Raw genomic sequence first — 19,040 nt, forward strand, 5'->3', positions numbered from 1 at the left:
GGCAGGTCTGGATGGCTGCGTCACTATAGTCAGGCTGTCGGCCACGTTTGCCTGTTGGCCTGGCCTCCCAGGTCATCTCGGGATCGAACCAGATCGTCAGCGAGCCACGACGCTTCAGAGCTTCGTTATAGGCGGGCCAATTCCTGGTCTTGTAGGCGAAGGGGCTGGGTCGGCTCATGCCGACCCCCAGCTACCACGATGGACCCGCAAGATGAATCCCTCACGCGATTTGTGCAACAGAGCCGTTTTGACCCCTTGGTGCAGCGGCTAACCCCATGAGGTCCGTGCCAACGGCGCGGCGGACGTGCGGCACAAGTCCTATGCTCGGGTGTTCAACAATCTAAAGGGCGGTGAAAATGGCGGGGGTCTCTTGCCTCGGGCAGTCGAAACGGGACATCTGGTGCGGCATGATCCGAACGCATCACGGGGGCCGTCATTGGAAGCGCTGATCGAACAGCATCTTGGGAATCCGCTCGTTCTGGCGGCCTTGTTGTTCCTGTCGACCTTTGTGCTGGAGGAGGCTGCCATCCTGCTGGGTGCCGGTCTGGCCGCCTCCGGGGAGATGACCGCGACCTTGGCGCTGATCGCGCTTGGCGCCGGGATGATCGTCAGCGACTTGTGCCTGTATGGGCTGGGCGCGCTGGCGGTGCGGCATCGGCGCATCGCGGCCTGGGTGGCGCAGGATCGGCTGGATCAGGGGCGCCGCCTGCTGCATCGCAGCACGCTGGCGGCGGCGCTGTTGGCGCGGCTGGTGCCGTGGCTGCTGTTTCCGATCTTTGTGGCCAGCGGGTTCCTCCGGGTGGGGTTCCGGCGCTTTGCGGCGATCAATGCGGTGATCGTGCTGATCTATGTTCCGGCGGTGTTTTATGGCGCCTTTGGCATCTATGCGGTGCTGATGGAGTGGCTAGGGCCATGGGCCTGGCTGGCCGGGGCTGCGGTGCTGATGGCGGTGCTGTGGGCCGGGCGCGCGGTGGCGCGACGCTATCTGTCGGGGACGGACGCCTCGGACCGCTGAACGCTCTGCGCCTCCAGCAGGCAATCCAGGGCGCGGGTCAGGACCGGGGCGTGGGACCAGGGCAGGAAATGATCCGCCCCCTCGATCATCACCGTGGCCGGGGGCACCGCCAGATGGGCGCGAAGATAGTCGGCGTTCGATGCGGGCACCAGCGTGTCGGCGGTGCCCTGCACGACGGTCACCGGCAGGCGAAGACCGGGCAGATCCCGGGCCAGCGCCTCCAGCCCCGCGCGCAGGGACATCAGCTCTGCGTTCGAGCTGGCCAGTTCGGTGGGCAGCATCTGGGCAAAGAAATCCAGCGCCGCGACCTCCTGCAGGGGGTGGATCTCCTCCAGCCCCGGATCGGCGGCGGCGCCCACCAGCAGCAGGGCCGCCACGCGGTCGGGGTGATCGGTCGCCAGCCGCAGCGCCAGCGGGCCGCCATAGGAATAGCCGACCAGCGTCACGGGCGGCTGCGCGGGCGTGCCCAGCAGGGGCACCAGCGCGTCCGCCTGGTCCTGCAGGTCGGTCACCGGCGTCGGGCCGCTGTTGCCGAAACCCGGCCGGTCGGGGGCCAGATACAGCCGCCCGGCGGGGACATCGGCCAGAAAGCCTGCCCATTCCTCGCCCAGTCCCGGGCTGCCATGGATGAAGATCACCCGCTGACCGCCCGGCTGTCCGGCGGCCAGAACGGACAGGGGCTGACCGTCCGCACGGGTCGGCAGGTCGCGGCGGCGCAGCAGCGGGTCGTCGCCCTCGACCTCGGCCTCCAGGCCGATGCCGGTGATCGCGATCAGCTGTTCGCGCAACGGCTGGAACGGCTCCAGGATGAAGGTCAGCGCATCGCCCGCCAGCGACTGTTCGGGGGCGGCCAGCTGGACGATCTCACCGGGGACGGGGCAATGCGGCAGGTCTGCGATCATGGTGCGGGGTTCCGGTCACGAACTGGGCGGATAGGTGCGGCGCAGGCGCTCCTGCTGGCGCTGCAGGCGGATCATGCCGATCAGTCCGACGGGGCGGTGGCCCTGCCGGCGCATGGCGGCGCCCAGGGCGAACAGGCTGCGATATTGCTGCCACAGCGTGCGCCAGGCGCCGCGCAGCGTCCCGTCGCCCGCCCAGATATGCAGCATCTCGGCGCCCGCGCCGTTCAGCTCGACGATGCGGAACCCGCGACCCTCGCGCAGCGCCTCGACGCTGCGAAAGCGGATGTCGAACCGGCCAAAGTGGAAATCGGGAATCTCACCCGATATGCGGTCGATCACCGCCTCCAGCGCAGGGGTGACCTGATCGATCGCGTTGCGATAGACCGCGCCAAGCCGCGCGCTGCGGGCATTGGTCAGGCAGTGGAACGCGTCGGGCACAGGAATGCTGTCCCATGCGCCGGGGTTCCTTTCGCGATAGATCGCGGCATTCGCCTGCAGGATCGGGTCGCGGGCGACCAGCTGGGCGACGCTGTGCTGTCCGTCGCCGATGACATGGGGCGGATGGACGAAGGCCATCGACACGATGCGCCCCGCCCCCTGCCCCGGCTGGCGGATGTAGAAGATCCCGGCCTCTCCGGGCATGTCGATCAGGGCCTGCAGCATCACCTGCGCACCGTCCGGCTGGCGCGACAGGTAATCTTTCAGCTCGGCCCGCGTGCTCAGAAGTCGCACGCCCCAGCCCTGATAGCCCCGGTCGGGCTTGCCCACGACCGGAAATGTCAGCGCGTGATCGGCCATCGCGCGCGTTGCCGCCTGCAGGCGGTCGATACCGGGCACGCAGTCGACATTCGCGAAGGGCGGCAGGAACCGCCGGCCGGTCGGACCGAACAGCGCCAGTCCCTGGGACTTGCTCTCTCCCCACAGGCCGCCCGCATCCAGGGCGGGGTTGGCCGCGCTTGGCAGGGTCAGGCTGCCATGGCGCAGCGACAGGGCCAGCCACATCAGCGCCGGAACCACGTAGAACAGCCGTTCCGGGATGCGCCGCTTGAAGGCGGGATAGACCGGACCCGCCGTGGGGCGGAGTGGCATGGGCGTCTCGGCGCGGGTCTGTGGCTCTCGGGAATAGGTCAAATGCTCGGGGTGCTGCTTTATCCTGGGGTTGTGGCGGGGACCGACCCACGCCGCGAGGGGTCAGGATGCCCGATCGCGTCGCGAAAGGCCAGCCTTGCGCCCGCCCTGCCCCACGCTGTCAGCGACCGCGCTGCGACAGGCGCAGCAGACCCTTTTGCAGCAGGATGAACCCCAGCAGCAGCAGCCCGATCACGATCTTGGTCCACCAGCTGGACAGGCTGCCGTCAAAGACGATGTAGGTCTGGATCAGGCCCATCGTCAGCACGCCCACCAGCGTGCCGATCATGGTGCCCGACCCGCCCGTCAGCAGCGTGCCGCCGATGACCACCGCGGCGATGGCCGTCAGCTCTGTCCCCACGGTGGCCAGCGAATAGCCCGACCCCGTATAGACCGAGAACACGATCCCAGACAGGCCCGCCATCAGCCCCGAAAACGCATAGACCAGCACCGTCGTGCGCCCCTGCGGCACGCCCATCAGCCGCGCGGTCTGCGCGCCGCCGCCCAGGGCATAGACGCTGGTGCCGAACCGGGTGCGATGCGCCACCACCGCGCCCAGGGCGACGACTGCCAGCATCAGCACCCCGATCAGCGTCAGCCGCCCCCGCCCCGGCATCAGCCAATAGGCGTCCTGCAGCAGCTTGTAGAACGGATGCGTGATCGGCACCGCCTGGACCGACAGCAGATAGGCCGCGCCCCGCGCCAGGAACATCCCCGCCAGCGTCACGATGAACGCGGGCATGGCCAGCCGGTCGATCAGGAACCCCATCCCGGCTCCGAACACCGTGGTCAGCAACAGCAGCGCCGCGAACACCGCCAGCGGATGCAGCCCGGTGTCGCGCAGAGCCACGGCAATGAACACGCCCGAAAAGGCGATGACCGACCCCACCGACAGGTCGATCCCCCCGGACAGGATCACCAGCGTCATGCCCACCGCGACGATGCCCAGATAGGCGTTGTCGGTCAGCAGGTTGCCGATGACCCGCGTGGACAGCATCGCCGGGAACTGGCTGTAGGCCAGCGCATAGGCCAGCACGAAGATCGCGATCGTCGCATAGAGCGGCAGCAGGCGGGTGTTCATGTCCGGCCCCTTTCCGCGCGGTGGCTGTCGCGCCACAACCGCCATTCGGACGCGATGCGCGGCGATTGCAGCACCAGGATGATCAGCACCAGCCCCGCCTTGATGATCAGGTTGTATTCGGAGGCGAACCCCGCCAGCAGGATGCCCGCGCTGATCGTCTGGATGATCAGCGCCCCCAGCACCGATGCCGCGACCGAGAACCGCCCCCCCAGCAGGGAGTTGCCGCCGATGACCACGGCCAGGATGGCGTCCAGCTCCAGCCACAGGCCCGCGTTGTTGGCATCCGCGCCGCGGATGTCGGCGGTCACCACGATGCCCGCCAGCGCCGCGCAAAAGCCGCTGGCGATATAGACCGCGATCAGCAGGACGGTCGCGTTGACCCCCGCCAGGTGGGCGGCGCGGCGGTTGATGCCCACGGCCTCGACCAGCAGGCCCAGGGCGGTGCGGCGCATGATGACCGCGACCGCGATCGCCGTGGCCAGCCAGATCCAGACCGGCACCGGCAGGCCCAATGCCACGCCCGACCCAACCCAGCCAAAGCCCGGATCGGTAAAGGTCAGGATGCGGCCTTCGGTGATCAGCTGCGCCACGCCCCGCCCCATCGTCATCAGGATCAGGGTCGCCACGAAGGGCTGGATGCCCACGACCGCGACCAGCACGCCGTTCCACAGCCCCGCCGCCAGCCCCGCCGTCAGGGCCAGCGCAATCGCCGCCCCCGCGCCCAGGCCCTGCGTCAGCGCCCAAGCCGCCGCCGCCCCGCATATCGCCATGATCGTGCCCACCGACAGGTCGATCCCCCGTGTGGCGATGACCAGCGTCATGCCCACCGCCAGCAGAGCCACCGGCGCGCTGCGTTTCAGGATGTCGATGACCGGGCCCACGGGGCGTCCGTTCTGGATGTCGATGGACAGAAACCCGGGATAGAAGACCGAGACCAGCGCGATCAGCGCGGCCAGCACGATCAGCTGCGGGGCGATGCGCGACAGGACCGTCATGCCGCGTCCCCCGTTCCGGCGATGGCGTGCATGATCGCGTCGGCGCCCACCGCAGCCCCGGTCAGCTGCGCGACATGCGCCCGGTCGCGCAGCACGATCACGCGGTCGGCCACGGCGACCAGCTCGTCCAGCTCGCTGCTGATGAGCAGCAGGGACAGGCCCTTGTCGGTCAGGGTGCGGATCAGGCGCAGGATCTCGGCATGGGCGCCCACGTCTATGCCGCGCGTGGGCTCGTCCAGGATCAGGAAACGCGGATTCATCGCCAGCCAGCGGGCCAGCACGGCCTTTTGCTGGTTGCCGCCCGACAGCTCTCCGATGGGTTTTTCGCGGCCCGAGGTGCGGATGTCCAGCTGACGGATATAGTCGTCGGCCAGGCGGTTCTGTTCCGCCCGCGGGATGGGTCGCGCCCAGCCCCGCCGCGCCTGCAGGCCCAGGATGATGTTCTCGCGGATCGACAGGTCGGCCACGATGCCGTCGGTCTTGCGATCCTCGGGGGCGAAACCGAAACCGGCGGCGATGGCCGCGCGCGGGTGGCGCAGGTCCAGCGGGCCGTCCGCGTCCCGCGCGGTGCCGGTCTGGGCGGGGCGGATGCCGAACAGCATCTCGGCCGTCTCGGTGCGCCCCGATCCCAGCAGGCCCGCCAGGCCCACGACCTCTCCGGCGGCGACAGTCAGGTCAAAGGGCGCAACGACCCCGGCCCGGCCGATGCCGTCGAAATGCAGCATGGCGGGGGCCTGTTCGGCCTCGGGGGCGGGGCTGGCCACGACCTCCTCCAGCGCGCGGCCCAGCATCTGTTCGACCAGCGCCATGCGGCTCAACCCCACGATGGGCTGGCTGGCCACGCGCCGCCCGTTCCTGAGAATGGTCACCCGGTCGGCCAGATCAAAGACCTGGTCCAGGAAATGCGACACGAAGACGATGGCCATGCCCCGGTCGCGCAGACCGCGGACCACGTCAAAGACCATCGCCACCTCGGCCGCGTCCAGGCTGGCGGTGGGTTCGTCCAGGATCAGCACCTTGCCGGAAATTTCGACCGCCCGCGCGATGGCCACGATCTGCTGGATCGCCACCGAATAACTGCCCAGATCGCGGTCCACGTCGATGGACAACCCGTATTGCGCCAGCGTCGCGCGGGCCTGCGACCGCATCCCGCGCATGTCGATCAGGCCAAAGCGGCGCGGTTCGCGACCGAACATCAGGTTCTGCGCGACCGTCAGGTTGGGCAGCAGGTTCACCTCCTGATAGACGGTGCCGATGCCCAGTTCCTGCGCCTGCAGGGTCGATCGCGGGTCGATCGGCGCGCCCTCCAGCGTGATCGTGCCGCCATCGCGCAGATAGGCGCCCGTCAGGCACTTGATCAGCGTGGACTTGCCCGCGCCGTTCTCGCCCAGCAGGGCGTGGACCTCGCCCGCGGCGATGTCCAGATCGACATCGTCCAGCGCGCGGGTGCCGGGAAAGACCTTGGTCAGCGACCGGATCGACAGCAGCATCGGACATCCTCTCGGGGGTCGGGCGGGCCTGTCCTGGCCCGCCCGCGTGGCATCAGTAGCCCAGATCCTTGCGGCGGTCGTATTCGCCCTGCGGATCATCGGCCTGGGTGTACAGGCGCGATTCCGTCTGGATGAACTTTTCGGGCATGGTGCCTTCGGCCCAGAAGGCCTCCAGCGCGTCGAAGGCGGGTCCGGCCATGTTCGGCGTCAGCTCGACCGTGGCATTGGCCTCTCCGGCGGCGATGGCCTGGAAGATGTCGGGCACCGCGTCGATGGAGACGACCAGGATGTCGCTGCCCGGCGCCAGACCGGCCTCCTTGATGGCCTGAATCGCGCCGACCGCCATGTCGTCGTTATGGGCATAAAGCGCGCAGATATCCGCGCCGCCGCCCTCGGCCTGAAGGAAGCTCTCCATGACCTCCTTGCCGCGGGCACGGGTGAAATCGGCGGTCTGGCTGCGCACGATCTCCAGGTTGTCATGGCCCGCGATGGCGGTCTCGAAGCCGGTCTTGCGGTCGATGGCGGGGCTGGAGCCGGTCGTGCCCTGCAATTCGACGATGCGGCATTCCTCGCCCGCGACCTGATCGACCAGCCACTGGCCCGCGACCTCGCCCTCATGGACCAGATCGGAGCCCACGGCGGTCAGATACAGGCTTTCGTCGCTGTCCACGCGGCGGTCCAGAAGGACGACGGGGATCTCGGCCTCGGCGGCCTCCTCCAGCACGCTGTCCCAACCGGTCGCCACCACGGGCGCCAGCAGGATCGCGTCGACGCCCTGCGCCACAAAGGACCGGATCGCGGCGATCTGGTTCTCCTGCCGCTGCTGCGCATCCGAGAATTGCAGCTGATAGCCGCGCTCTTCGGCCTGCTGGCGGGTCAGCGTGGTCTCTGCCGCGCGCCAGCCCGATTCCGAGCCGATCTGCGAAAAGCCCACGGTCTGCGCCGCGGCAGCCCCGCCGCACAGCGCCAGCGCCGCGACGGTCGTCATCAGAGTTCTGGTCATGATAGCCTCCCTTGGGTGATGTGGTCGTCTTTTCGCGCGGCTGTCTCCTCTCAGTCGCGCAAATCCGCCGGCAGCAGGGCGTCGGGCAGGTTCTGGAAACAGACCGGGCGCAGCCAGCGCCGGATCGCCATCGTGCCCACGCTGGTCGCGCCGAAATTCGTGGAGGCCGGATAGGGGCCGCCATGCACCATCGCATCCGCGACCTCGACCCCGGTGGGCCAGCCATTGGCCAGGATTCGGCCCGCCTTGCGTTCCAGCACCGGCATCAGCCGCCCCGCCAGCGCGGTGTCGCCCGCATCCAGCTGCAGCGTGATCGTCAGCTGACCCTCCAGCGCGCGGGCCAGATCCAGCATCTGGTCGTCGCTGTCGGTCGCGACGATCAGGCCCGCCGGGCCAAAGACCTCATGCGCCAGGCCCGGATCGGCCATGAACCGCGCGGCATCCACGCGAAAGACCGCGGGCCGGGCGTTGCGGCCGTCGCTGTCATGGCGCAGCACCGGGTCGGCGGATGCGGCCAGCGTCTCCGCCCCCTGGCGGAAACCGTCCGCGATGCCGTCGGTCAGCATGACCTGGGCCGGGGCCTCGGCCAGGGCTGCGGCTGCGGCATCCGCAAAGGCGTCGGCATGATCCGCGGGCAGGATCACCAGACCGGGATTGGTGCAGAACTGACCCGCGCCCATGGTCAGGCTGGCGGCCCAGCCCTGCGCGATCTGCGCGCCCCGCGCCGCCAGTGCGGCGGGCAGCAGGAAGCAGGGGTTGATGCTGCCCAGCTCTCCGTAGAACGGGATCGGCTCAGGGCGCCCGGCGCACAGATCGTACAGCGCGCGACCCCCGCGCAAGGACCCGGTAAAGCCCACGGCCTTGATCAGCGGGTGTTGGACCAGCGCCTGACCCACCTCATGCGTGTCGCCGTGGATGAAGCTGAAGATGCCCGCGGGCATGCCGGTCTGGCGGATGGCGGCGTCAACGGCCTCGGCCACGATCTGTCCTGCGCCGGGATGGGCGGGGTGGCCCTTGACGACCACCGGGCAGCCCGCCGCCAGCGCCGATGCGGTGTCACCGCCCGCCGTCGAAAACGCCAGCGGGAAATTCGACGCGCCAAAGACCGCGACCGGGCCGATGGGCCGCTGGATCATCCGCAGATCGGGGCGCGGCAGGGGCTGGCGGTCGGGCAGCGCGGCGTCATGGCGGCGGTCCAGATAGTCGCCCGCGCGGATGTGGTCGGCGAACAGGCGCAGCTGCCCGGTGGTGCGGCCGCGTTCGCCCTGCAGGCGGGCCTCGGGCAGGCCGGTCTCGGCCGCGCCGATGGCGGTGATCGCCTCGGCGCGGGCCTCGATCTGGTCGGCGATGGCGTCCAGCAGGGCGGCACGATCGGCGCGGGTGGTGGCGGCGAAATCGGCGAAGGCCGCCTCGGCCGCCTGCACGGCGCGATCGACCAGGGCGGCGTTGCCCGACGCGAATTCCTGCGCCTGCCCGGTGGCGGGTGCGGATCGAAAGCGGGTCTCGCCTGCCGTCCAGTCGCCCGCGATCAGGTGATGTCCGTGCGTGGATTGGGTCATGGTCTGTCCTTCAAAAATCGAACGGGGCGACGGTGACCCGCCGTCCCAGGGTGAACGCATCCGCGACCAGCACCATCGGTGCCAGATCGACCTCGGACGCGCCTTGACGCACCAGCGCCGCCATGCGGGCATAAAGTGCGGGGTATTCCTGCATGATGCTGTCCTGACCGTCGACGGGCTGGCCGTCGATCTCCAGCAGGTTGCCGCCCATGCGCAGGGCCAGCGTGCCGCCATCGGTCTGCAGTTCGATATCCCATGTCTGCGGCCCCTGCTGCAGGAAATCCAGATCAGCAGTGATGTTGTCGGACAGGGTCAGCCGCGCGGCGATGGGCGCCTGGCGGTTGGCGGGCAGGTCCAGCTCGGCGCCCGTCAGATGCACCGGGCGGGGCAGGATCGCGGTCAGGATCGACAGCGCGTTGATGCCGGGGTCAAAGACGCCCATGCCGCCCGCCTCCAGGATCCAGTCCTGGCCGGGATGCCATTTGCGGATATCCTCGCGCCAGGTGATCAGGCCGCCGTGGATCGTCCGGTCGGCCAGCCAGGCCCGCGCCCCCGCCACCCCATGCGCCATCCGGCTGTGCCAGGTCGCATAGAGGCTGACGCCCTGCGCCATCGCCTGGAGGGCGTGAACCTCGGAGAGGATGGCGCCGGGGGGTTTCTCCAGCATCAGGTGCCGACCCGCGCGCAGCACTGCCTGCGCCGCGGCAAAGCGCGGCACCGGCGGCAGGCACAGGCTGACGGTGCTGACATCGGGATGGGCGGCCAGCATCGCGTCGATATCGGTATAGGCCGGCACCCCCGCGACCTGCCCGCTGCGCGAGACGGTCGCGGCCAGCGTCCAGTCGCGGCTGTCCTTCAGCGCGGGGACATGCTGGTCCAGCGCGATCTTGCCGATGCCCACAAGCGCGATCTTCATCAATGGCTGTCCTTTCCGACCGCATTGCCCCGGCAGCCGCGCAGGAAGTCCATGTCGGCCCCGGTATCCGCGCCCATGACGTGCTGCTGGTGCAGGAACGCATAACCGCTGGTCGGCTGATCGGGCAGCGGCTGCCACGCCGCCAGACGCGCGGCCAGTTCCGCATCGGGAATGTCCAGATGCAGGCGGCGGTTCGGCACGTCCATGTCGATCATGTCGCCGTTGCGCACGACCGCCAGGGGGCCTCCGGCGGCGGCCTCGGGGGCGGTGTGCAGGACGACCGTGCCATAGGCCGTGCCCGACATGCGGGCGTCGCTGATGCGCACCATGTCGGTGATGCCGCGGCGCAGGACCTTGGGCGGCAGGCCCATATTGCCGACCTCGGCCATGCCGGGATAGCCGCGCGGGCCGCAGTTCTTCAGCACCATCACGCAGGTCTCGTCGATGTCCAGGGCCTCGTCGTTGATGCGCGCCTTGTAGTCGTCGATATCCTCGAACACCACCGCCCGACCGCGATGGACCAGCAGATGCGGGCTGGCGGCCGAGGGTTTCAGCACCGCCCCGTTCGGGGCCAGATTGCCCTTGAGGACCGCGATGCCGCCCTGCGCGGTCAGGGGGTTGTCCACGGGACGGATGACGTCCTCATTGTGGTTCATCACGCCCTTGACCTCGTCCCAGATGGTCTGGCCGCTGACGGTCAGGGCGCCCTTATGCAGCTGCCCGGCCTCGGCCAGGCGCTTGATGACCACGGGCAGGCCGCCGGCGTAAAAGAACTCCTCCATCAGGTATTGCCCCGACGGCATCAGGTTCACGATGGTCGCCACGTCGCGTCCGCAGCGGTCCCAATCGTCCAGGGTGATGTCCACGCCCACGCGCCCCGCCATGGCCAGCAGATGCACGACCGCATTGGTCGATCCGCCGATGGCGCCGTTGACGCGGATGGCGTTCTCGAACGCGTCGCGGGTCATGATGTCGGACGGTTTCAGGTCGTCCTTGACCATCTGCACGATGCGCCGGCCCGACATCTGCGCCATGACGCGGCGGCGGCTGTCCACGGCCGGGATCGCGGCATTGCCCGACATGGCCATGCCCAGGGCCTCGGCCATCGAGGCCATGGTGCTGGCCGTGCCCATCGTGTTGCAGGTGCCCGAGGACCGCGACATCGACGCCTCGGCCTCCAGGAAATCGTCCTGGCTCATCTCTCCGGCCTTCACGGCCTCGCTGAACTTCCACAGATGCGTGCCCGAGCCGATGCGTTCGCCCCGGAACCAGCCGTTCAGCATCGGCCCGCCGGTAACCACGATCGAGGGGATGTCGCAGCTGGCCGCCGCCATCATCAGGCTGGGCGTGGTCTTGTCGCAGCCGACCAGCAGGACGGCGCCATCCATCGGCTGTCCGCGGATCGTCTCCTCGATGGCAAGCGCCGCCAGGTTGCGGAACATCATCGCGCTTGGGCGGAACGTGTTCTCGCTGGCCGAAAAGACCGGGACCTCGACCGGGAAACCGCCGGCCTCCCACACGCCGGCCTTCACCTTTTCGGCCAGCTCGCGCAGATGGCCGTTACACGGCGTCAGGTCGGACCAGGTGTTCAGGATGCCGATGATCGGGCGCCCGTCGAACAGGTCATGCGGATAGCCCTGATTCTTCAGCCAGCCGCGATGATAGATCGTGTCGCGCGAATTGCCGCCATACCAGTCCTGCGAACGCAGGCGGCGGGGCCACGGGGCGGGGGTGAAACTCATGCGCGCACCTCTACAGCGTTGCGACGGCGACCGGGGTCGCGTCGGTGTCGTCATGGGCCAGCGGGTTCTCCAGCGGCAGGCCGAATTCGGCGCAGTCCAGCCGGAACCGATCGCCGGGTTGCGCGGTGATCCCGTCGGCGAAGGACAGCGTGGCCGTGCCGAAGAAATGCACATGCACATCGCCGGGCTGGCGGAAGATGGCATATTTGAAATGGTGGTGTTCCAGGTTGGCCAGGCTGTGGGACATGTTCGCCTCTCCGGACAGGAACGGCTTTTCCCAGATCGTCGTGCCGTCGCGGATGATCCGGCTGTGACCCTCGACATGGTCGGGCAGCGGGCCCACGCGCATCTCGGGGCCATAGCTGGCGGGGCGCAGCTTGGAATGGGCCAGCCACAGATAGTTGCCGCGTTCGGTCACGTGGTCGGAAAACTCGTTGGCCAGGGCGAACCCCACCCGCAGCGGGCGGCCATCGGGGGCGATGACGTAAAGGCCCGCCAGCTCGGGCTCCTCTCCGGCGTCCAGCGCGAAGGCGGGCGATGTCAGCGCCGCGCCCGGCGCCACGGCTGCATGGCCGTTGCCCTTGTAGAACCATTCGGGCTGCGCACCGACCTCGCCTGCCGGGGGCTTGCCGCCCTCCAGCCCCATGCGGAACATCTTCATGCTGTCGGTCAGCGTGTCCTCCGCGCCCTGATGCATGGCGTCGCGGGTCGCAGCGCTGCCCAGATGCGTCAGCCCGGTGCCGGTCAGGTGCAGATGCGCCGGGTCCGGGTGGTCCAGCGGCAGCAGCATCCGCCCCTCGCGCAGCGCGGCGGCCAGATCGACCGGGGTGCCAGGGCCACGGGCCGCGATCTCGGCCGCAAGGTCGCGGCCTGCCTCCCAAGCGTCCAGCGCCAACTGGCGGATCGACGTCGCGCCCGGCACCAGATGCGCCTGTCCGTCGGTGCGGGCGGCGACGGCACGGGTGCCATCGGTCAGGGTCAGTTGCGACAACAGCATCTCAGGCCTCACGGTTCTTGTTGTAGACGTCGAAGAAGACGGCGGCCAAAAGGACCAGGCCCTTGATCACCTGCTGGTAATCGATGCCGATGCCCATGATGGACATGCCGTTGTTCATCACGCCCATGATGAAGGCGCCGGTGACTGCGCCGACGATGCGCCCCACCCCCCCGGACATCGAGGCCCCCCCGATGAAGACGGCGGCGATCACGTCCAGCTCGACCGCGAAGCCCGCGCGGGGCGTGGCGGTGTTCAGCCGCGCGGCAAAGATCAGCCCCGCCAAGGCCGCCAGCATCCCCATGTTCACGAAGGTCAGGAAAGTCAGCCGCTCTGTCCGGATGCCGGACAGCTTCGCGGCCTTGGCATTGCCGCCCACCGCATAGATGCGCCGCCCGATGGTCGTGCGCTCGGTCAGGAAGACATAGACCACCGTCAGCACCACCATCGACAGCAGCACGTTGGGCAGGCCCCGGAACCAGGCCAGCTTCCAGGTCACGAACAGGATCGCGGCGGCGACGATGGCGTTGCGGATCAGGAACAGCGTAAAGGGTTCGTCATCCATCCCGTAGCGCGCATTGCGCGCCCGGCCCCGCAGCCCGATCCACAGGATCAACCCCACGGCCAGCACGCCGGATGCCAGCGCCAGGCCGTTGGGACGCCCAACCCCCATCAGGTCGGGGATGAACCCCGTCGACAGCAGCTGGAAGTTCTGCGGGAACGGCCCGACCGACTGTCCCGCCAGCAGCCACAGCGACAGCCCCCGAAAGACCAGCATCCCCGCCAGCGTGACGATGAAGGACGGGATCTTCCAATAGGCCACGAAATAGCCCTGCACCGCGCCGATCGCCATGCCCGCCAGGATGCAGACCCCCATGGTCAGCCAGACCGGCAGGCCCATGGTCACGATCATCACCGCCGCCAGCGCCCCGATGAACCCCATGACCGAGCCGACCGACAGGTCGATATGCCCCGCCACGATCACCAGCAGCATCCCAAGCGCCATGATGATGATATAGCTGTTCTGCAAGAACAGGTTGGTGATGTTGACGGGGCGCAGCAGCACGCCCCCCGTCACGATCTGAAAGAACGCCATGATCGCGATCAGCGCGACCAGCAGGCCGTATTCGCGGATGTGGCGTGCCACATAGGCGCCGATGCCCATGGTCGGCGCGTGGTCTGTCTGGTCCACCATTGCGGTTTCCTATTCCCTGACGATCAGTGACATGATCGCTTCCTGGCTGGCCTCGGCGGCGGTCAGTTCGCCCACGAACCGGCCCTGGTTCATCACATGGATCCGGTCGCACAGGCCCAAAAGCTCGGGCATTTCCGACGAGATCAGGATGACGGCCTTGCCTGCCGCGCTGAGGTCGTTGATGATGCTATAGATTTCGTATTTCGCGCCCACGTCGATGCCGCGCGTGGGTTCGTCCAGGATCAGCAGCTCGGGGTCGGTGAACAGCCATTTGGCCAGCACCACCTTCTGCTGGTTGCCGCCCGACAGGTTCATGACCTTCTGGAACACCGACGGCGTGCGGATGCGCAGGGACCGGCGATAGGTCTCGGCCACCTCGGTCTCGCGGCCGTCGTCGACGACGCCGCGCGTGGCGACGGCGCCCAGATTGGCCAGCACGGTGTTGCGGCGGATCGTCTCGTCCAGGATCAGGCCCAGGGTCTTTCTGTCCTCGGTGACATAGGCCAGCCCGGCGGCGATGGCCCGGTCCACGGTGGAGACGTCGACCGGCCGCCCGTGCATCAGCACCTGCCCCGAGATGTCGCGCCCATAGCTGCGGCCAAAGACGCTCATGGCCAGCTCGGTCCGGCCCGCGCCCATCAGGCCCGCAATGCCCACGACCTCTCCGGCGCGGACCTGCATCGACAGGTCGCGGATCATCCGGCGGTCGCGCTGTTCGGGATGGCCCACGTTCCAGTCGCGCAACTCGAACACCACCTCGCCCGCACGCCGTTCGCGCTCGGGATAGCGATGCGCCATGTCGCGGCCCACCATGTCGCGCACGATGCGGTCCTCGGTCAGGCCCTTGGCCTCCAGCGTGCTGATCGTGGCGCCGTCGCGGATCACGGTGACGCTGTCGGCCACGCGGCGGACCTCGTTCAGCTTGTGGCTGATGATGATGCTGGTGACGCCCTGCCCCTTCAGCTCCAGCAGCAGGTCCAGCAGCGCCTGGCTGTCGCCCTCGGACAGGGCGGCGGTGGGTTCGTCGAGGATCAGCAGGCGCACGTTCTTGGACAGTGCCTTGGCGATCTCGACCAGCTGCTGCTTGCCTACGCCAAGCGTGTCGACGCGGGTGCCGGGCGTCTCTCGCAGGCCGACCTTGGCCAGCAGCGCCTCGGTCTGGCGAAAGGTCTCGGGCCAGTCGATGACGCCGCGGGTGGCGCGCTCGTTGCCCAGAAAGATGTTCTCGGCGATCGTCAGCAGCGGCACCAGCGCCAGCTCCTGATGAATGATGATGATGCCCAGATCCTCGCTGTCGCGGATGGACCCGAAGGCCGCGGGCTGGCCGTCATAGGTGATCTGGCCCTCATAGCTGCCGACCGGATAGACGCCCGACAGCACCTTCATCAGCGTGGACTTGCCCGCGCCGTTCTCGCCGCAGATGGCGTGGATCTCGCCCTCGGCCACCTCCAGGCTGACATCGTCCAGCGCCTTGACCCCCGGAAAGGTCTTGGTGATCCGGTCCATTCGCAACAGCGCGCCCATGGCTCTCCCCCCTTGTCCGGGCCGCCCGCGGGGGGCGGCCCGATGCGCCTTACTGCAGCTGTTCGGCGGTATAGTAGCCGCTGTCGATCAGGACCTGTTCCCAGTTCGATTCGTCGACGCCCACCGGCTCCAGCAGGAAGGACGGCACGACCTTGACGCCGTTGTCATAGGTCTCGGTGTCGTTCACCTCGGGCTCGGTGCCCTTCAGCATGGCGTCGACCATGCCGACGGTGACGCGGGCCAGCTCTCGGGTGTCCTTGAAGACGGTCGAATACTGCTCTCCGGCCCGGATCGACTTGACCGACTGGACCTCGGCATCCTGGCCGGTGACGATGGGCATGGTCTGGTCGCCCGACCCGTATCCCACGCCCTTGAGCGAGGACAGGATGCCGATCGACAGCCCGTCATAGGGCGACAGCACGCCATGCACCGTGGCCTGGGTGTAGTTCGCCGACAGCAGGTTATCCATCCGCGCCTGCGCGGCCGATCCGTCCCACCGCAGCGTGCCGACCGTGTCCATGCCCATCTGGCCCGACGGAATGGCGATGCGCCCCTCGTCGATCAGCGGCTGCAGGATCGACATCGCGCCGTCATAGAAGAAATAGGCGTTGTTGTCGTCCGGGCTGCCGCCGAACAGCTCGACGTTCCAGGGCTGGACGTCGGGGAACCGCTCCTCCAGGCCCGCGACCAGCGACGTGGCCTGTGCCACGCCGACGCTGAAGTTGTCGAAGGTGGCATAGTAATCCACGTCCGGCGTGTCGCGGATCAGGCGGTCATAGGCGATGACCGGAATGTCGGATGCCGCCGCATTGGCCAGCGCGTTGGACAGCGTGGTCCCGTCGATGGCCGCGATGACCAGCACGTCGACCCCCTGGCTGATCATGTTCTCGACCTGGGCCAGCTGGTTGGGGATGTCGTCCTCGGCATATTGCAGGGTCGTCTCGTAGCCTGCCTCCTGGAACTGGCGGACCATGTTGTTGCCGTCATCGATCCAGCGGGCCGACGATTGCGTGGGCATGGAGATGCCCACGGTCTGGGCCGCGGCGCCAAAGGCCAGCCACGAGGTCCCGATCGCCAGCGCGACCGCGGCGGTTTTAAATGTCATGTTACCCTCCCTTTCGGCGCCGTGGCGCCGCCCCTGTGCGGTCCCCTTGTTGCGGGGCTGCGAACGGGACCATAGCAAAGCCGCTGCATATCAGTAAAATGACATTCACGACGATCAACATACCGGAAACCGCATGTCGCCCCATCTCCACCTGAAACCCGCCCCTCTGCGCCTGATCCTGGAGATCGCCGAGACCGGCCAGCTGCAGCAGGCCGCCGCGCATTGCGCCATGACCCAGCCCGCCGCATCGCGCATGCTGGCCGAGATCGAGCGTCAATGCGGCGCGCCGCTGTTCATCCGCCAGCCCAAGGGCATGTCGCCGACCGAGATCGGCACCACCGTGCTGCGCCGCGCCCGCGTCATCCTGCGCGAGATGCAGGGCATGGCCGATGACGTGCAGGCCCTGCGCGGCGGGCAGGCGGGGTCGGTGCATGTGGGCGCGGTGACGGGGCCTGCGGTCGGCTATCTGACCTCGTCGGTCCGCGCGATCAAGCGCGACACCCCCGAGGCCGACATCACCGTCGACGTCATGCCGTCGCGCGAATTGCTGGGCCAGCTGAGCCTGGGGCAGATGGATTTCGCGCTGGCCCGCATCCTGCCCGATTTCGACAGCCGCGAGTTCCTGATCCAGCCGCTGCGCGATGAAAAGGTGACGTTCTGCGTGCGCGCAGGCCACCCCCTGGCGGCGGCCGCGCGGGTCGATCTGGCCGATCTGCACGATCTGGAATGGATCATGCAATCCCGCGGCGCCCCCATCCGCGAGGCCACGATGGAGGCATTCGCCGCCGCCGGCCTGCCCGAGCCGCGCAACATCGTGAACAGCCCCTCGATCCTGTTCACCATCGCCTATCTGGCGCAGGGCGACGCCATCGCCTCGGTGTCCGAGGAGGTGGCCCAGCTGCTGATGCGCCCGCCGGTCAATGCGGGATTCGCGCTGCTGAACCACCCCCAGGACATCCGGGTGGCGCCCTATTACCTGCTGTCGCTGCGCCGCCGCCCGCTGTCGCCGCTGGCGGCGCGCATCCGCGACGCGGTGATCCGCGCCACACGCGTCACGCCAGCGTCACCGGGCTGATCGGCGGCCGCCCCGCGAAATGGGCGTCCAGGTTGTCTACCATCAGCGCCGCCATCGCGTCGCGCGTCTGGACCGTGCCCGACCCCTGATGGGGCGACAGCGTCACGTTGCGCAGTGCGGTCAGGCGCGGGTCGGGGTCGGGTTCGGACGCGAACACGTCCAGCGCCGCCGCCCCCAGCCTGCCCTCCTGCAGGGCGGCGATCATCGCCTCCTCGTCGACGACGCTGCCGCGCGCCACGTTGACGAACAGCCCCTGGGGCCCAAGCGCCTCCAGCACCGGGCCCGAGATCAGGCCCTGCGTGTCGGGGCCGCCCGCGACGATGGCGATCAGGATGTCGCTGTCGGCGGCCAGCGTCGCCAAGTCGGGCTGGAAGGGCAGGTCCACGCCCTTGTCGCGGCGGTTCCAATAGGCGACCTGCAGCCCCAGCAATTGCGCCAGCGCCGCGATCTGCCGCCCGATCGTGCCCATGCCGACGATGCCCAGCCTGCGCCCCCGGAACGACCGCTGCAGCGGGAACGACCCCTTGCGCGCCCAGTCCCCGCTGCGGACCCAGGCATCGGCGGCGACCATGTCGCGCCAGCCCACCTGCGCCAGCAGCAGGGCCATGTCGGCCACCTCCTCGGCCAGCGCCGGGGAGGCGTTGGTCAGCACGATCCCGCGCTCCGCGATGGCGGCGGTGTCAAAGGCGTCATAGCCCGCCGATCCGCAGCTGATGATCTCCAACGCGGGCAGGCGGTCCAGCAGGGCCTGGTCGATGGGCACATGGCCGATGGCGGCGATGGCGCGGATCTGCGCGCCGTGGCGGTCCAGCAGTGCGTCGCGGTCGGGGGCCTGGTCCAGGCGGTGCAGGGCATAGCCCGCCTCCAGCCGGGCCAGGGCATCGGGGCGGGTCGGGGTCATCAGCAGAACGTCAGGGGTCATCGGCGGTCGCTTTCCGGCGGTTCGGGCCCGCATCGGGCCGGGGGCGCCCGTCGCGGCGACGGGCGGGACGGGGTCAGCATGCACGCACCTGCGACCAAGCGCCACCCGCCCCGCAGATGCCCCATTTCGGTGTCTGAAACTTTTTCCCGGCCCCCTCGTAGATCACGACACTCCGCGGGGCCGGGTTATCAGGCCACCAGCGCGGGCCGCGCCCGGACGAGCCGTGACCACCGTCGTCACCGCGCCCTTCAGGGTCGTCAGGAAAAGGGCGTTGTTGCAGAACTTTTATTGAGAGGGATTCACATTGCGATTTCATGCGGTTAGGCGGGCAGCATGAGCAAGCCCGATCCCGCCCGCTACCGCACGACGAACTGGCCCGCTTACAACGCTGCGC

17 protein-coding genes are annotated in these 19,040 nt (G+C 68.7%); 2 read left to right on the forward strand and 15 right to left on the reverse strand.

Annotation, left to right across the window (positions count from 1 at the left end):
• Nucleotides 1-178, reverse strand: a 178-nt coding sequence (locus FA740_RS17900) for a transposase (protein WP_211243747.1), incomplete at its 3' end; no start/stop codon positions are given.
• Nucleotides 179-436: 258 nt separating this feature from the next.
• On the opposite strand from FA740_RS17900, the gene FA740_RS17905 reads away from it, so the two are divergent.
• Complete coding sequence (locus tag FA740_RS17905) at nt 437-1,015, forward strand: DedA family protein (RefSeq protein WP_136858194.1); 579 nt, start codon at nt 437-439, stop codon at nt 1,013-1,015.
• Here FA740_RS17905 and FA740_RS17910 read toward each other — a convergent pair.
• The 13 genes from FA740_RS17910 to chvE form a co-directional block, all read right to left on the reverse strand.
• Entirely contained in the window at nt 982-1,917 is a 936-nt protein-coding gene (locus FA740_RS17910) for an alpha/beta fold hydrolase (RefSeq protein ID WP_136858195.1), read from the reverse strand. The two genes, FA740_RS17905 and FA740_RS17910, sit on opposite strands and share 34 nt — an antisense overlap.
• Nucleotides 1,918-1,932: 15 nt before the next feature.
• Nucleotides 1,933-3,006, reverse strand: coding sequence for a hypothetical protein (locus FA740_RS17915; RefSeq protein WP_136858196.1), 1,074 nt, complete (start codon nt 3,004-3,006; stop codon nt 1,933-1,935).
• A gap of 160 nt (nt 3,007-3,166) precedes the next feature.
• A complete protein-coding gene (gene yjfF / locus FA740_RS17920) occupies nt 3,167-4,126 on the reverse strand; it encodes a galactofuranose ABC transporter, permease protein YjfF (protein WP_136858197.1) in 960 nt (319 codons plus the stop codon).
• On the reverse strand, nt 4,123-5,121 hold the full coding sequence (locus FA740_RS17925) for an ABC transporter permease (protein WP_136858198.1): 999 nt from the start codon (nt 5,119-5,121) through the stop codon (nt 4,123-4,125). The genes yjfF and FA740_RS17925 overlap by 4 nt, the downstream gene beginning before the upstream one ends.
• Nucleotides 5,118-6,611, reverse strand: coding sequence for a sugar ABC transporter ATP-binding protein (locus tag FA740_RS17930; protein WP_136858199.1), 1,494 nt, complete (start codon nt 6,609-6,611; stop codon nt 5,118-5,120). The genes FA740_RS17925 and FA740_RS17930 overlap by 4 nt, the downstream gene beginning before the upstream one ends.
• 52 nt (nt 6,612-6,663) lie before the next feature.
• Entirely contained in the window at nt 6,664-7,614 is a 951-nt protein-coding gene (gene ytfQ, locus FA740_RS17935) for a galactofuranose ABC transporter, galactofuranose-binding protein YtfQ (RefSeq protein WP_136858200.1), read from the reverse strand.
• A gap of 50 nt (nt 7,615-7,664) precedes the next feature.
• Complete coding sequence (locus FA740_RS17940; RefSeq protein ID WP_136858201.1) at nt 7,665-9,173, reverse strand: aldehyde dehydrogenase (NADP(+)); 1,509 nt, start codon at nt 9,171-9,173, stop codon at nt 7,665-7,667.
• A 10-nt stretch (nt 9,174-9,183) separates the two neighbouring features.
• Entirely contained in the window at nt 9,184-10,089 is a 906-nt protein-coding gene (locus tag FA740_RS17945) for a Gfo/Idh/MocA family protein (protein WP_136858202.1), read from the reverse strand.
• Nucleotides 10,089-11,831: an L-arabinonate dehydratase gene (gene araD / locus FA740_RS17950; protein WP_136858203.1), complete on the reverse strand. Its 1,743-nt coding sequence runs from the start codon at nt 11,829-11,831 to the stop codon at nt 10,089-10,091. Before araD ends, FA740_RS17945 begins: the two co-directional genes overlap by 1 nt.
• A 10-nt stretch (nt 11,832-11,841) precedes the next feature.
• The gene (gene araD1, locus FA740_RS17955) at nt 11,842-12,828 is read right to left on the reverse strand and encodes an AraD1 family protein (RefSeq protein WP_136858204.1); all 987 of its coding nucleotides are present in this window, start codon (nt 12,826-12,828) and stop codon (nt 11,842-11,844) included.
• Between the two features lies 1 nt (nt 12,829).
• Complete coding sequence (mmsB, locus tag FA740_RS17960; RefSeq protein WP_136858205.1) at nt 12,830-14,020, reverse strand: multiple monosaccharide ABC transporter permease; 1,191 nt, start codon at nt 14,018-14,020, stop codon at nt 12,830-12,832.
• A 9-nt stretch (nt 14,021-14,029) separates the two neighbouring features.
• Nucleotides 14,030-15,544, reverse strand: a complete 1,515-nt coding sequence (gene mmsA / locus FA740_RS17965) for a multiple monosaccharide ABC transporter ATP-binding protein (RefSeq protein ID WP_136858206.1) — start codon at nt 15,542-15,544, stop codon at nt 14,030-14,032.
• A 49-nt stretch (nt 15,545-15,593) separates the two neighbouring features.
• Nucleotides 15,594-16,649, reverse strand: a complete 1,056-nt coding sequence (gene chvE, locus FA740_RS17970; protein ID WP_136858207.1) for a multiple monosaccharide ABC transporter substrate-binding protein — start codon at nt 16,647-16,649, stop codon at nt 15,594-15,596.
• Between the two features lie 133 nt (nt 16,650-16,782).
• On the opposite strand from chvE, the gene FA740_RS17975 reads away from it, so the two are divergent.
• Nucleotides 16,783-17,724, forward strand: coding sequence for a LysR family transcriptional regulator (locus FA740_RS17975; protein ID WP_136858208.1), 942 nt, complete (start codon nt 16,783-16,785; stop codon nt 17,722-17,724).
• Here the strand turns inward: FA740_RS17975 and FA740_RS17980 are convergent.
• On the reverse strand, nt 17,702-18,646 hold the full coding sequence (locus tag FA740_RS17980) for a 2-hydroxyacid dehydrogenase (protein WP_136858209.1): 945 nt from the start codon (nt 18,644-18,646) through the stop codon (nt 17,702-17,704). The two genes, FA740_RS17975 and FA740_RS17980, sit on opposite strands and share 23 nt — an antisense overlap.
• Nucleotides 18,647-19,040 lie beyond the last annotated feature (394 nt).

Origin of the sequence: Paracoccus hibiscisoli, from assembly GCF_005048265.1 — a bacterium.
Lineage (GTDB): Bacteria > Pseudomonadota > Alphaproteobacteria > Rhodobacterales > Rhodobacteraceae > Paracoccus > Paracoccus hibiscisoli.